This is a genomic window from Mesorhizobium sp. M0960 (genome assembly GCF_040319055.1).
In the GTDB taxonomy this organism is placed as follows: domain Bacteria; phylum Pseudomonadota; class Alphaproteobacteria; order Rhizobiales; family Rhizobiaceae; genus Mesorhizobium.
This window is the reverse complement of the sequence record NZ_JAMYNN010000003.1, coordinates 389,319-402,472: the sequence shown is the minus strand read 5'-3', so window position 1 is coordinate 402,472 and position 13,154 is coordinate 389,319. Positions and strand designations below refer to the sequence as shown.

Below are 13,154 nucleotides of genomic sequence, written 5' to 3'. Positions count from 1 at the left end.
CACCGTTGGTGAAATGAGGAGAACCGAAATGCTTCGTAGCCTTGGAATAGGCGCCTCGCTCTGGGTCCTGCTGGCGACCCAGCCGGTCTTTGCGGCTGAACCTGAACAATGCAAGGTCGTGCGCATGGCCGAGCCTGGATGGAACGACCTTGCCTTCACCACCGGCGTCACCAGCGTCTTGCTCGATGCGCTCGGCTACAAACCGGCAAGCTCGCTTCTGGGCATCAACGTCATCTATGAATCCTTGAAGAACAATGATTTGGACGTGTTCCTTGGCTATTGGGATCCGGCGATGATCACCTATTACGAGCCCTATAAGAAGGACGGCTCGGTAGACGATGTGCGCGTCAATCTCGTCGGCGCCAAATACACCTTTGCCGTGCCGACTTACGTCTGGGAGGCCGGCGTCAAGGATTTTGCCGACCTGCAAAAGTTCGCCGACAAGTTCGGCAGGAAGATGTATGGCATCGAGCCGGGCTCGAACCAGCTGATGATGGACGCCATCGCCGATAAGTCGCTGGGCCTCGATGGCTGGCAGGTCGTCGAATCGAGTGAAGCCGGCATGCTTTCCGAGGTCGGCTACGAGATCAAGGAAAAGCGCTTCATCGTCTTCCAGGGTTGGGCGCCGCATCCAATGAACACGATGTACGACTTCAAATATCTGAGCGGCGGCGACAAGTTCTATGGCCCGAACTTCGGCGCCGCGACGGTGACGACGCAGGTGCGCAAGGGCTATCTGCAGCAATGCCCGAATGTCGGGCAGTTGCTGAAGAACCTCGCCTTCGACATCGATTTCGAAAATCTCGGCATGGGCTATCTCATCAATGACGGCCTGAAGCCTGAGGAAGCCGGCCTGAAGGCCATCAAAGGGAATCCGGATAGGCTCGGCGCCTGGCTTGCCGGTGTCACCACATTCGATGGCAAGCCCGCGCTCGACGCGGTCAAGCAGCAGCTCGGCCTTTGATATCGGTCGATCAGGCTGGCTGGAACGGCCGCAAGCGCAAGGTCGGTGCCGGCTGCACTGAAACGGCCTGCGTCGAAATCGCCGGGCAGGAGCCCGCGCTGGTGCTGGTGCACGGCTTCTCCGACACGAGCCGCAGCTTCTCCTTGCTGGCGCCGCATCTCGCCGGGCGCCGGCTTATCATCCCAGACCTGCGCGGGCATGGCGCCTCGCCGGCCGGGACACGCGGCTTCGCGTCAGCGGATTTCGCGGAAGATGTGGTGAGTTTGATCGAGCGGTTGCGCCTCGAGCGGCCGGTTCTGGTCGGGCATTCCTTGGGCAGTATGGTGGCGATCGAGGCAGCAGCGCGCTATCCCGAGATGATTGGCGGCCTAGTGCTGATGGCCGGAACGGTGCGGCCGCAGATCGGTGAGGATCACCCGATGACCATTGGTGTGCGGGCACTTCGAGACCCGATATCGCCGGCCGATCCGTTCTATGACTATTGGCATGCCTGCGAGGCCGAGGTTCCAGCGGACTTCCTGACCATGGTTGCAAAGGAGGCGTCAGCCATGCCGGCAGCACTTTGGCGAGCAATCCTGGAGCAGGTTCGGCGCGTCGATCTTACCGACAAGGCGCGTACGCTGCGCCTGCCGGCGCTTGTCATTGCTGGCGGGCGCGACCTGCTCTTCGACGAAACGCACCAACAGCGGCTCCTCGAAGAAATCCCTGCCGCGGAGTTCGTGGGCGCGGCGCGGTGCGGGCATAACCCGCACTGGGAGGATCCGGCATTGGTCGCGGCAGCCATCGCCCGATATTTCAAGGTCCGGAGTAAAGCTGGATCCCAGTCGACGGCCGACGCGACCGGCAGTCCGGGCTGAGAGCAGTCATGAACCTTTCCGAATATGTGGCGTTGGATGCCGTCGCCCTGGCCGGGCACGTTCGTTCGGGCGAACTGTCCGTTGTCGAGGTCGTCGAGGCGGCTATCGAAGCAATCCAAAGCATCAATCCCGCCATCAATGCCGTGACACTGATCGATGCGGACCGGGCGCTTTCCGCGGCGGCAAGCTGCAACCGGCACGCCGCACTCGCCGGCATTCCTTTCCTGGTCAAGGACACCGGCGTGAATGTGCGGGAGTGGCCGACGACGCACTCGTCGCTCTACTTCAAGGATGCCGCGCCGAAACCCGACAGCGAGATCGTCCGGCGATGGCGGGCCGCCGGTCTGATCTTGCTGGGCAAGACAAACACGCCTGAATTCGCCAATGACTTCGTCACCGAACCCAGCTTTCGCGGCCCCACCTTGAACCCTTGGGATCTTTCGCTGACGGCGGGCGGCTCAAGCGGTGGAGCTGCTGCCGCGGTGGCAAGCGGCATGGTGGCGGTCGCCCACGGTTCCGATATCGGCGGCTCGATCCGGGTGCCGGCTGCCTGTTGCGGCGTGTTCGGCATGAAGCCGTCGCGCGGACTCACGCCTGTCGGCCCCTGTCGAGGTCAGGTCGGCGCCGGGCTCTACGCCGACAACGTCCTGTCCCGCACCGTTCGCGACAGCGCCGCCATGCTGGACATAACTGCCGGTCCAGAACAAGGAGCGCCTTACTCCGTGTCAAAATCGGTGCCGTCCTACCTGGACTGGCTGTCTTCGCCCGGCGAGCATCTGCGCGTCGCGTGCCTGGCGCACCGGCCGGATGGCGCGCCGGTCGCGCCCGAGATCGAGGAAAAATTACGTCAAGCCATGGTCCTCCTCGAGGATATGGGGCACGAGGTCACACAGGCGCGTTTCCCGCGGGAAGGCAGCGCCGAAGCGGACTGGAGCATCTTCTGGATGTCGGAGGTCGCGCGGCTGGTTGACGAGCGCGCCGACGAGATCGGGCGGATGCCGGGGGCCGGCGAAATCGAAAGCCTCAGTCGTCACGCGCTCGACTGTTTTCGACGGTCCTCGGCCGCCGACTATCTCAGGGCGCAGGACCATGTGCACAGCGCTTCGCTGGCGATGGCGAGGGCGTTCGATGCGTTCGACCTGATCATGACGCCGACCACGGCCGGCCTGCCGCCCCGGCTTGGCGCCATCCATGGCGATGGTGCTCTCTTTGATTACGAGGCTTGGGCGAGCCGGGCTTACGGCTTTGCGCCTTTCACGGAAATCTTCAACGTCACCGGCCAACCGGCCGCCAGCCTGCCGCTGTTCCAGTCGAAAGGCGGCCTGCCGATTGGCATCCAGCTCATTGGCCGCAAGAACGAGGATCACCGTCTGCTGCGCGTTTCCCTTGACCTGGAGCAGGCAACCGCATGGACGGCGCGTTACCAGGCGATCCATGCCAGACACTTTCAGGCATGAACCAGGAGGCTCCGGCGACGTAGGAGGCGTCGACGATGTTGGTTCATACCGAAATTGGGTGCTGCCCGAGCAGCGATCGCGCCGTCGGTAACAGACGCAAAACCTCCGCGGGCCTGGCGAATTCCCGTTGTACGGTCTGCTGAAGCGCCTGCCAGTCTGGGGAGGCGGCCAAGGCCGCCTCGTGGCGGGTATGCGCCTCGGCGCTGTCGAAACCCGTGACGCTGATGAAGACGTTTTCGCTGGCCCGCACCGGCAGCCGCGGAAAGCTGTTTTCGGCATGCTCGGTGACGAAGGCGGCGAGCGGTTGTCCGCCAAGTGCGGCAAGAACCGGAAGAGCCCCGGTCTGGAAATCCCTGGCGAAGCCGGCTTCGAGGCCCGGTCGCAAATGATGAATCCTGATGACAACAATTGCCTGCAAAGCACTGCTTGTGCTTGGTTCTTCGAGATCCGTCTGGGGTACTCGTTGCGATCCCGAGAGGTCGAAGCCGGCGCCCGGCCAAGCCGGTTTCAGCAGCAGCACGTCGTCGGAATCGATCATCGTGGCGTTGGCGGCGTTGCGCCAGGCCGCCCAGACCGGCCCGTCATAGAAGGCGGCCAGCGCATGCTTCCGCGCGATCATGCCGTCGAAGCCGCGCAACCAGACGAACATATCTGGCCGGTCGAGGTCGCGGAACTGGCCGATGATGGTCATCCCCGCGGTTTCCTGGCCCTCGATCAAATGATTGTCGAAGATGCCGATCAGCGTCTCGCGTCGGCCAGGTTTCAGCGTGTATTGCCGAAGTTCGACGACGGGCGAGGCGAGCAGATCGGATTTAGGCGCGGCATTCAAAGGCAGGTTCATCGCTCGATCTCAAAAACAGGACAGTCATCCTGTTTTATAAAACAGACCGGTTGTCCTGTTTTGTCAATCTGCTATCGTGTGGAAATGTCAGCAGAGACCACAGCCCGCCCAAAGGCGCGGGCTAAAAAACGCACCAATGACCCCGAAGGCATGCGCAAAAAGGTGCTCGATGTCGCCGAAGAGGCGTTTCAGGCACGCGGCTATCACGCCTCCAGCATGGGCGACTTGATGGCGACGGCGGGCGTCACCGGCGGCGCGCTGCACCACCATTTCGCGACCAAGAAGGCGCTGGCGCTAGCAGTCATCGAAGAGCGGGTCGCCGCCGCCGTCGAGGAGACCTGGATCGCGCCAGTGCGGAGGGCCGGCTCGGCGCGGGAGGGCGTGCGCGCCGTGTTCGCGGCCGTCGCGGCGGAGCTGGAGCAGCAGGGATTCGTGCGCGGCTGCCCGCTCAACAATCTGGCGCACGAACTGTCGCTTGCCGATCCGGATTTCCGCATTGCCCTTGCCGACATTTTTTCGGCCTGGCGTCAGGCGATTGCCGACAAGATCAGGGCCGACCAGCAGGCGGGCCGGGAGCAGGGCACCGATCCGCAGCGCTTCGCAGCGCTCGCCGTCGCCACCTATTCCGGCGCCATGTCGATGGCCAAGACCGCACAGGACACAAGAGTGCTGCGCGACTGCCTGATGGCCTTGGAACAGGGAGTCACGAGGCGACGTCGCAGGATACTCCACAAAGCCCCTTGACGCCGGCAGGACAGAGGCGCCGCCGTCGCTCACTATGACCGAGGTGGGGAGGCCGAGCTCTTAATTCGGCAGCGGCTTGATCAGCTCGTAGCCGACCACGCTTTCGGCGCTGGTGCCCTCGTCATAGCGCCTGGCCACAACTGCCTGCAAGTCGGGTGCGTAAAGCGCGGTAAACTCGTCCCGCGTCTCGCCGGCCTCGCTCCTGATCGTCTGCTTGACCGCGAGCACGGAGTATTTGCATTCACCCAGGCTGAACGTCTCCTTGCCCTTGACGTTGATCTCCAGCGTCTCGGTGCCCTTCGGCGGCTTGTTCGGTGCGAGGCGGGCAAACACGATCTTGTTCTTAGCCCCCGCCTTCAGCGGGAACACCTTCCTGAGATCGGAAAACGGGATCATCGCCAGCTGCCCCGTGCTGCTGTCGCGAAACACCTCGATCAGTCCGCCGAACAGGTACTGCGACTGCGGCGATTGCGACTGGTATTTGTTGGCAACGGCCACCATTCCGCCCGCTGCCCGTCGAAATTCGCTGTGGATGCCAGGCCTTTCGAGAATGAAGCCGGCCTTGGCCGATTTGACGTCGATGCACTCGGCGCCATGCGCTGCGCTCGTCACCGCCAGAATGGCCATTGTCATGCCGATGGATGCAGTTTTCATGCCGTCCTCCTCTGCCCGCGCAAGTTGAATGCCGAAAGCAATGCCAGACCTGGGAGAACGTGTCGACATACTTTGCGAGCAACTGGACTGCCGATCCGCGTCGTGCTGAATTTTAGCGCATGATGCATCGCATTCCCGCCCTACCGGTTTCTCGGCGCAGCTTCCTGATGCAGGCAGCGGCCGTTGCCGCGGCCGGCGCCGTTTCGCGCCCGGCCTTCGGCCAGACCGGGCAGCGCATCCCGCCGATCGACGCCACCTTCCTGTTTATCGCTGATGTCCATGCCTGCCGAATGGCGAACGGATTGAGCCCGCATTGCGAGCAGGAGGGCAAGACCGACGCTGCCTTGCTGCGCAACGTCGCCGCACTCAACGGCGTCGGTGACAGACAATGGCCGGCTGAAATCGAAGGCGTTGCCACCGGCCTGCGCTCGACGGGCAACATCGGCACGCCGCTCGGCCTCGTCGTCGGCGGCGACATCACCGATGACGGCGGCGGCCAGATCACCCAGCCCAGCGAGGGCACGCAGCTGCTTCAGTTCAGCCAGCGCTACCAGCAGGGCGTCGGCCCCGACCGTGTGCACATGCCCGTCTATGTCGGCCTCGGCAACCACGACCTCGACCAGAACGGCCCGCGCTCGCATGTCGACTGGTACCGCCGCGAAATGCGCGACTATGTCGAGGTCAACCACCGCCCCGGCGTGTTCTTCAAGCCGCCTGCGCCGGCGACCGACTACGACGTCGAGACCGACTGCTATTCATGGGATTGGGGCGGTCTGCATCTTGTCCAGACGCACCGTTTTGCCGGCGATACCGGCCACGGCGCCGCCAACAGCCTGCCATGGCTGAAGCAGGATCTGGCGACCTATGCCGGCGACGGCCGCCCGGTCATCCTGTTCCAGCATTATGGCTGGGATACTTTTTCGATCGAAAGATGGGACGCCACCGAGAGAACCTTCGACGACAGCGGCACGGGTCCGCCGCATTGGTGGAGCGAAGTCGACAGGCAGGCGCTGCTGGCCGTGCTGAAAGGCTACAATGTCGTCGGCATCTTCCATGGCCACCAGCACGCAACGCCGATGATCTACCGCCGTGACGGGCTCGACTTGTTCAAACCGAAGGCCGCCTTCATGGGCGGCTTTGCCTTGGCGCGGGTGACCGGAAACAGCATGGATGTGGTGCTGGGCGAAGCCGCCGGAAATCATGGCGAGGTCACCTTCACCAATGCATACAGCAAAAGCCTGACTTTCTTACGGTAAGAGAGGGCGCAAAAAAGGCGGCCGAGCCGCCTTTTTCCTGGTTCGCGAAGGGGGCCAGTGTCAAAGCGCCTTCTTCACCTTGTCCTTCACGTCGCCGTAAGCCTTCTGCATCTTGCCGGTCGCCTTGTCGACGTCGCCTTCGGCCTCGGTGCGCCTGTTGCCGGTGGCCTTGCCGGCGGCCTGCTTGACCGAGCCCTTGGCTTGCTTGGCGACGCCTGCCACCTGATCCTTGTTCACCATCGCGCATCTCCTGGAGTTCGGGAGTTTTATTTGCGAGGCAAACGGTCAGGCACCGCTTCGGTTCCATGCATCGCCGGACAACCGGTTGCACCCGGCGCGGTAATGCGGCTAGGCTCTGCCCGGGGGGATTTCGATGCGTTTTCGCCTTGCCTGTGCCGTTGCGACGTCCATGCTTTTGGCAGGCTGCGTCGCCGATGATGTCGGGCCGATCAACGTCTTTACGCCCGAAGCCGGCAGGCCGTCGCCGGCTTTCATTCCAGATCCGGGCGACGACGGCTCGACTGTGCTCGGCCTCGCCTTCTCCGGTGGCGGCACCCGGGCCGCGGCCTTCTCCTACGGCGTTCTGCGGGCGCTGGACGACATCGTCATCGACGAGCAGCCGCGGCGGCGCACGCTGGTCGATGACATCAGGATGATTTCCGGTGCATCAGGCGGCGCGGTGACTGCCGCCTATTTCGGCTACAAGGGCGAGGACGGCTACCGCGACTTTCGCGAACGGTTCCTGATCCAGAATGCTGAGGCCGACCTTCGAACAAGGCTGTCGCCGTTCAACCTTGTCCGCGCCTACTATGGCGGCGTCAATGACCGCAGCGGTTTTGCCAAATGGCTGAACGACAATCTCTTCGACGATGCGACATTCGAGGCGTTCGCCAAGCCGGACCGGCCCATCATCTGGATCAACGCGTCCGATATCTATAACCGCACGCCATTTCTGTTCAGCTACGACACTTTCGCGGCGCTTTGTAGCGATCTCGACAAGATGCGGTTGGCTGATGCGGTCGCGGCTTCCGCTGCCGTGCCGGTGGTCTTCGCGCCGATCGTGGTTTCCGCCACCAGCCCGGATTGCGGCTACCGCAGGCCGCAATGGTTGAGCCGGGCACTGGCCGATCACAATGCCTCGATCAGGCTCAAGGCCTATGCCAGCGCGCTCGATTCCTATCAAAACGCCGATCCCCTCGACTATGTGAAATTGCTGGACGGTGGTCTGACCGATAATCTCGGCGTCACCGGCTTTACCCTGGAGCGCTCCGCCGCCGGCACCCCCTATGGTCCGCTGTCGCCGGCCGCCGCTGTCCGGTTGAGGACGCTGCTTTTCATCGTTGCCGACGCCGGCGCCGACAACGACGTGAGCTGGGCCAAGTCTATCCACGGACCGCGGCTTAGCGAGTTGCTCGACGCCGTGACGAGCACCACCATGGCGGCCGCGGTGCGCGACGAAGCCGACGCACTGAAGCTGGCCGTCTCGCAATGGCGCGGTGAATTGGTCCGCTACCGCTGTGCTTTGCCGACCTCGACCGTGGCTGCCTATCGCGGCTCGACTGCCGGCTGGGATTGCCGCGATGTTGAACTCGTGGTCCAATATCTGTCCTTTGCCGACCTCGACCAGGCGACACAGGCCAAGCTGAACGCTGTCCCGACGCGGCTGAAATTGCCGGTCGATCAGGTCGACCTCACCATCGCGGCCGGTCGCGAGGCGCTGCTGGTCAATACGGATATCACCAAGGCGGTCGCCGCCATCCGCGCTCGCGCCGGCGTCACGCCGGGGGCACAATTGGCCGCGGCACAAGCAAACTGAGCCGCTGGGCTCGACACGGAGAGACCATCTTGGCTGAATTCACGCTCTTCATCGGCAACAAATGCTTCTCGTCCTGGTCACTGAGGCCATGGCTGGCGATGAAGCATCTGGAGATACCGTTCGAGGAAGGTTTTGTGCGCCTGCGCACGCCCGAGACCGCCGCCAATCTGGCCAGGATATCGCCGACCGGCCAGGTGCCGGTGCTGAACCATCGGCTGCCGAATGGCGAGATCCGGATCGTCTGGGAAACCCTTGCCATCCTTGAATATCTTGCCGAGCTGTTTCCCGACAAGAAGCTCTGGCCGGCCGATATCGGCGCCCGTGCGCTCGCGCGCTCGGCGGCGACAGAGATGCATTCGGGCTTTCGCGAGGTCCGCTATGGCTGGCCGATGAATTTGCGCCGGCCAAAGGGCCACAAGCCGCTCGACGCCGAAGGTGAGACGCAACGGGCGCGCATCGAAGGGCTATGGCGCGAATGCCGCGAAAAATACGGCAAAGGCGGGCCGTTCCTGTTTGGCCATTTCACCGCGGCCGACGCCATGTACGCGCCGGTCGTCACCCGCTTCGACACCTATGGCGGCACGCTGGCGCCCGACACCCGCGCCTATGTCGATGCCGTGCTTTCGATGCCGGCGATGCGCCACTGGTATGCGGAGGCGGCGAAGGAGCCATGGCCGGAGCCCGGCCCCGACGAATGAGCCGAGCAACCGGCGAGCTGGTCTTCCACTTCGCGGCCCGCGGCCTATCTGAAGATCGGGCAGGGGCTTTGGAGACTTCACAATGACAGCTGTTTCTTCCGCACTGGCCGGCAAGGTCGCGCTTGTCACCGGCGCCTCGTCGGGCATCGGCGAGGCAACCGCTGTGGCGCTGGCGGCCGCCGGGGCAAAGGTGGCGATTGCCGCCCGCCGCGCCGATCGCCTCGAAGCGCTGGCCGCGCGTATCGAAAAGGCCGGCGGCACGGCACTCCGTATCGCGGCCGACGTCACCAGCAACGACGATGTCACCGCCATGGTCGACAAGGTTGTCGCCGAATGGGGCCGCCTCGACATCCTCGTCAACAATGCCGGGGTGATGCTTCTGTCGCCGGCCGCCGAGGCGGTGCTCGATGACTGGCGCCGCATGGTCGAGCTCAACCTGCTGGCGCTGATGGGTGTCACCAAAGCGGCGCTGCCGCATCTCAGGGCCGCCAAGGGTCACATCGTCAATGTCTCGTCGGTCGCCGGCCGCGTCGCCAATCCCGGCGCCAGCGGCTATGCCGCAACCAAGTTCGGCGTCGTCGGCTTTTCCGAATCGCTGCGCCGCGAAGTCTACTCCGACAAGGTTCGCGTCACCGTCATCGAACCCGGCCTGGTGCGCACCGAGCTCGGCGACCATATCACCAATCCGGCGGCGAAGACTGGGCTCGACCAGCGGCTCGCCGCCATGGAGGCGCTGGCCGCCGAGGACATCGCCGCGGCCATTCTCTACGCCGTGAGCCAGCCGGCGCACGTCAACGTCAACGAGATCGTCATCCGCCCGACCGACCAGGAACGGTGAATGACGTCGGATCGTTTCGTTAGACTTCGAATCCCGCCCGCAGGAAATCACCACACTCCTCGACCAGCCGGGACGGGTCCCTCGCAAGGTAGACGCCGAAATCCGCCATCGGCGCCGGCGGCAGGTTGAAGCGTCCGTTGAGGCTTTGGCAGTCGGGCGGCAGTCCTTCCTGCAGCAGAAGGCCGATGCCAAGCCCGGCCCTCAGCGCCGAGATCAGCGTCGCGAAAGTCGACACGCGGCAGCCGATCTTCCAGCCGAGCCCGGCCTCGGCGAGCGAGGCCAGCATTCTGTCCTGCCAGGAGCAGGCGCCTTCGAAGATGACCAGCGGAAGCTCGACCTCGTCATCGATCTCGATCATGCGGCTTGCCGCCCAGACCAGCTGTCGTGACAGATGACCTCGCGGCGCCTTTGTGAAGCGCGCCGGATCGGCCATGACGATGTCGCATTTTCCTTCGCCCAGCGACTTGCTGAGATCGGCGCTGCTGGCCGATGTCAGCTCGATCTCCACGGAAGGATGCCGGCGGCGGAAGTCGGCAATGATCAGCGGCAGCCGTGTCACCGCCAAATCCTCGATGATGCCCAGCCGGACACGGCCGACCAGCCTGCGGCCTTCTATCTCGCGCCTGGCATCGTCGCCGATCGCGATGGCCTTGCGGGCGAAGGCGAGCAGGATCTCGCCGGCCTCGGTCAGCGTCACGCCGCGCGGCGAACGGCGCAGCAGCTCGGCGCCGACTTCACCCTCGAGGCGCTGAAGCTGCATGCTCACCGCCGCCTGGGTGCGGGCAAGTCGATCGGCCGCCCGGCTCACCGTTCCCGTATCGGCCACGGTGACGAAGGCGCGCAGCAGCCTGACGTCGATATCTCCAGTCATAAGAATTCCTGATAGCTGTGTCAGCACTATCAGGCTATCCGAAAGCCCGATCTGAATTCAAGGTCCGCTTGCACGAACGAAAACAGGAGCAGCCACCTTGTCCTACAGAAGAAGATTTGAGGAGTTCGGTGTCGCCTGGCCGTCGCTCGAGCGGCCTGCTTTGCCGTTCTCGCCGACGGTTCGGGTCGCCGACGTCGTCTATGTCTCTGGTCAGATTCCCGAGATCGCGCAGGAGATCGCCGCGATCGGCCAGGTCGGCAGAGAGATCGATCTGGCTGCTGCGCAGAACGCCGCCCGGCTCTGCGCGGCCAACATCGTCTATTGGCTGGACAAGGAACTGGACGGCAATCTTGACCGTGTCATGAAATTCGCCAAGCTGACCGTCTATGTGAATGCGACGGCCGGCTTTTCGGCCTATTCGGAGGTCGGCAACGGAGCATCCGAATTTCTGCTCCATGTTTTCGGCGAGCGTGGCGAGCACGCCCGCTGCTCGCTCGGCATGGCCGGCTTGCCGGCCAATGTTCCGGTCGAAGCCGACGCTATCGTGCATGTCCGCTAGGGAAGTCGCTCGAAATAGCCAGTGAAACCAGCAGGAGGCTTGGCTTGATGGATGCAAATCTTGAGGGGCGGAAGGCGCTGGTTCTCGGCGGCGGCAAGGGCCTCGGTTTCGGCGTCGCCGAAGCGCTCGCGGCGAAAGGCGCCGAGATCATCCTGGTCGGACGAGGGGAGAAGACCCTGGATGTGGCGCGGCGCGCGATCGACGCCGCCGGCCACATCTGCTCGACCTTCAGCGCCGACCTCTCCGACAACGACAGCGTCTCCCGGCTGATCCGTGCCGTCGAGGACGAGCATCAACGGATCGACATCGTCCTGCTCAATGGCGGCGGCCCGCCGCCCTTCGCGGCCAGTGTCTTCGATGTGAGCGTCTGGGAGAAGCAGTTCACCAGCATGGTGCTGAGCCAGATGCGCGTTGCCATTTCTTTCCTGCCAGGCATGCGGGCGCGGCGCTGGGGACGCATCATCGCCGTTTCCTCCACATCCGTCCGCGAGCCGATCCCCGGCCTTACCGCCTCGAATGCGCTGCGTGCGTCGCTCGCTGGCTGGGCCAAGACCCTGGCCGGCGAAGTGGCGGCGGACGGCGTTACCGTCAACCTGTTGCTGCCTGGCCGTTTTGCGACGGACCGGACCAAACAGTTCGACGCCATGGACGCCGCCGACAGGGGTGTCGACGCTGCCGTGATCGCCGCCGAGAGTCAGGCCGATATCCCGGCAAAGCGCTACGGCACTCCCGCCGAATTCGGTGCGGTTGCAGCATTCCTGGCCAGCGACGCCGCCGCCTATATTACCGGCGTGGCTTTGCCGGTGGATGGCGGGCTCAGTCGCGGCATGGTGTGAGGAGCAGGGGGCGGCGGCGCGAATGGTCGCATCACACAGGAACGCCCCTCGTGCCTTTTATCTGCGCGGGGGGCGTCCTGGTGGTCGTCCGCCTTTTCTCAAGATCGCTCTTTCGAGAACGGCGTTCGACACCGAAAAAATGCTCCGGCGCCAAAATGGTTCCCGGCTAAGTGGTTTTTTCGGCGGGCAATAGCCCGGTTTTCGCTGTCGTATTTGCCGCCGCCGCGCATCTCCACGAGTGTTGCAAATCAAAAAATTGACACAGCGCGCAAAGAAGTCTACAAGAATTTTGTCGATGTTTGTTTGACCGACTTTTGTTATCCGCGTGCCGAGGCGCGCCTTTGACGAACTTCCCCATCAAAATCGAGACAAACGTTGTTGTGCATCCGCATGACGGCGAACGAATATTTGCCATGGAAAGGGTTCGTTATGAGCACAGGCACAGTTAAATGGTTCAACGCCACCAAGGGTTTTGGTTTTATTCAGCCTGACGACGGTTCTGCCGACGTTTTTGTCCACATCTCAGCCGTCGAGCGCGCCGGAATGCGCGACATCGTCGAGGGCCAGAAGCTTGGCTACGAGATGGTCCGCGACAACAAGTCGGGCAAGATGTCCGCCGACCAGTTGAAGGCGGCCTAAAACGGAATTCAGCCTCACCGGTGACCACGGATGTACTGGCACCGGTGAATGGCAAATTCCAGCACATGATCGCGGGAGGTTAAGTCCCCGTTCATGCGCATGAGAAGAACGTTTCTTTGCGCGT

At 63.5% G+C, this 13,154-nt stretch carries 15 protein-coding genes; 11 read left to right on the top strand and 4 right to left on the bottom strand.

Translation table 11 applies throughout. From position 1 onward, the window contains the following. The first annotated feature begins 28 nt into the window (after nt 1-28). From choX to NKH63_RS10235, 3 genes are all read left to right on the top strand, one after another. Nucleotides 29-964, top strand: a complete 936-nt coding sequence (gene choX, locus NKH63_RS10245) for a choline ABC transporter substrate-binding protein (protein WP_031195251.1) — start codon at nt 29-31, stop codon at nt 962-964. 101 nt (nt 965-1,065) lie between these two features. Continuing rightward, nucleotides 1,066-1,821: an alpha/beta fold hydrolase gene (locus NKH63_RS10240; RefSeq protein WP_352917836.1), complete on the top strand. Its 756-nt coding sequence runs from the start codon at nt 1,066-1,068 to the stop codon at nt 1,819-1,821. 8 nt (nt 1,822-1,829) lie between these two features. Continuing rightward, on the top strand, nt 1,830-3,278 hold the full coding sequence (locus tag NKH63_RS10235) for an amidase (RefSeq protein ID WP_352481758.1): 1,449 nt from the start codon (nt 1,830-1,832) through the stop codon (nt 3,276-3,278). A gap of 43 nt (nt 3,279-3,321) precedes the next feature. On the opposite strand, the gene NKH63_RS10230 is transcribed toward NKH63_RS10235, so the two are convergent. Beyond that, complete coding sequence (locus NKH63_RS10230; protein ID WP_352481757.1) at nt 3,322-4,119, bottom strand: NIPSNAP family protein; 798 nt, start codon at nt 4,117-4,119, stop codon at nt 3,322-3,324. Between the two features lie 150 nt (nt 4,120-4,269). Here NKH63_RS10230 and NKH63_RS10225 point away from each other — a divergent pair, with 150 nt between their 5' ends. Then, nucleotides 4,270-4,863, top strand: coding sequence for an LmrA/YxaF family transcription factor (locus tag NKH63_RS10225; RefSeq protein WP_023722739.1), 594 nt, complete (start codon nt 4,270-4,272; stop codon nt 4,861-4,863). Nucleotides 4,864-4,923: 60 nt separating this feature from the next. On the opposite strand, the gene NKH63_RS10220 is transcribed toward NKH63_RS10225, so the two are convergent. Continuing rightward, complete coding sequence (locus NKH63_RS10220; RefSeq protein ID WP_352481756.1) at nt 4,924-5,517, bottom strand: hypothetical protein; 594 nt, start codon at nt 5,515-5,517, stop codon at nt 4,924-4,926. A gap of 119 nt (nt 5,518-5,636) precedes the next feature. On the opposite strand from NKH63_RS10220, the gene NKH63_RS10215 reads away from it, so the two are divergent. Beyond that, on the top strand, nt 5,637-6,773 hold the full coding sequence (locus NKH63_RS10215; RefSeq protein WP_352917835.1) for a metallophosphoesterase: 1,137 nt from the start codon (nt 5,637-5,639) through the stop codon (nt 6,771-6,773). Nucleotides 6,774-6,833: 60 nt separating this feature from the next. On the opposite strand, the gene NKH63_RS10210 is transcribed toward NKH63_RS10215, so the two are convergent. Continuing rightward, nucleotides 6,834-7,013: a CsbD family protein gene (locus NKH63_RS10210; RefSeq protein WP_352481754.1), complete on the bottom strand. Its 180-nt coding sequence runs from the start codon at nt 7,011-7,013 to the stop codon at nt 6,834-6,836. 133 nt (nt 7,014-7,146) lie between these two features. Here NKH63_RS10210 and NKH63_RS10205 point away from each other — a divergent pair, with 133 nt between their 5' ends. From NKH63_RS10205 to NKH63_RS10195, 3 genes are all read left to right on the top strand, one after another. Further along, on the top strand, nt 7,147-8,589 hold the full coding sequence (locus tag NKH63_RS10205; protein WP_023722743.1) for a patatin-like phospholipase family protein: 1,443 nt from the start codon (nt 7,147-7,149) through the stop codon (nt 8,587-8,589). A gap of 29 nt (nt 8,590-8,618) precedes the next feature. Then, a complete protein-coding gene (locus tag NKH63_RS10200; RefSeq protein ID WP_352481752.1) occupies nt 8,619-9,287 on the top strand; it encodes a glutathione S-transferase family protein in 669 nt (222 codons plus the stop codon). An 82-nt stretch (nt 9,288-9,369) separates the two neighbouring features. Beyond that, a complete protein-coding gene (locus tag NKH63_RS10195) occupies nt 9,370-10,125 on the top strand; it encodes an SDR family NAD(P)-dependent oxidoreductase (RefSeq protein WP_023722745.1) in 756 nt (251 codons plus the stop codon). Nucleotides 10,126-10,144: 19 nt separating this feature from the next. Here NKH63_RS10195 and NKH63_RS10190 read toward each other — a convergent pair whose 3' ends face one another. Next, nucleotides 10,145-10,996: a LysR family transcriptional regulator gene (locus tag NKH63_RS10190; RefSeq protein WP_352481751.1), complete on the bottom strand. Its 852-nt coding sequence runs from the start codon at nt 10,994-10,996 to the stop codon at nt 10,145-10,147. A gap of 97 nt (nt 10,997-11,093) precedes the next feature. On the opposite strand from NKH63_RS10190, the gene NKH63_RS10185 reads away from it, so the two are divergent. The 3 genes from NKH63_RS10185 to NKH63_RS10175 all read left to right on the top strand — a co-directional run bounded on the left by NKH63_RS10185 (nt 11,094) and on the right by NKH63_RS10175 (nt 13,030). After that, a complete protein-coding gene (locus NKH63_RS10185; protein WP_352481750.1) occupies nt 11,094-11,555 on the top strand; it encodes a RidA family protein in 462 nt (153 codons plus the stop codon). Between the two features lie 47 nt (nt 11,556-11,602). Next, a complete protein-coding gene (locus NKH63_RS10180) occupies nt 11,603-12,391 on the top strand; it encodes an SDR family oxidoreductase (protein ID WP_352481749.1) in 789 nt (262 codons plus the stop codon). Between the two features lie 429 nt (nt 12,392-12,820). Beyond that, on the top strand, nt 12,821-13,030 hold the full coding sequence (locus NKH63_RS10175; RefSeq protein ID WP_010915421.1) for a cold-shock protein: 210 nt from the start codon (nt 12,821-12,823) through the stop codon (nt 13,028-13,030). The last annotated feature ends 124 nt before the right edge of the window (nt 13,031-13,154 follow it).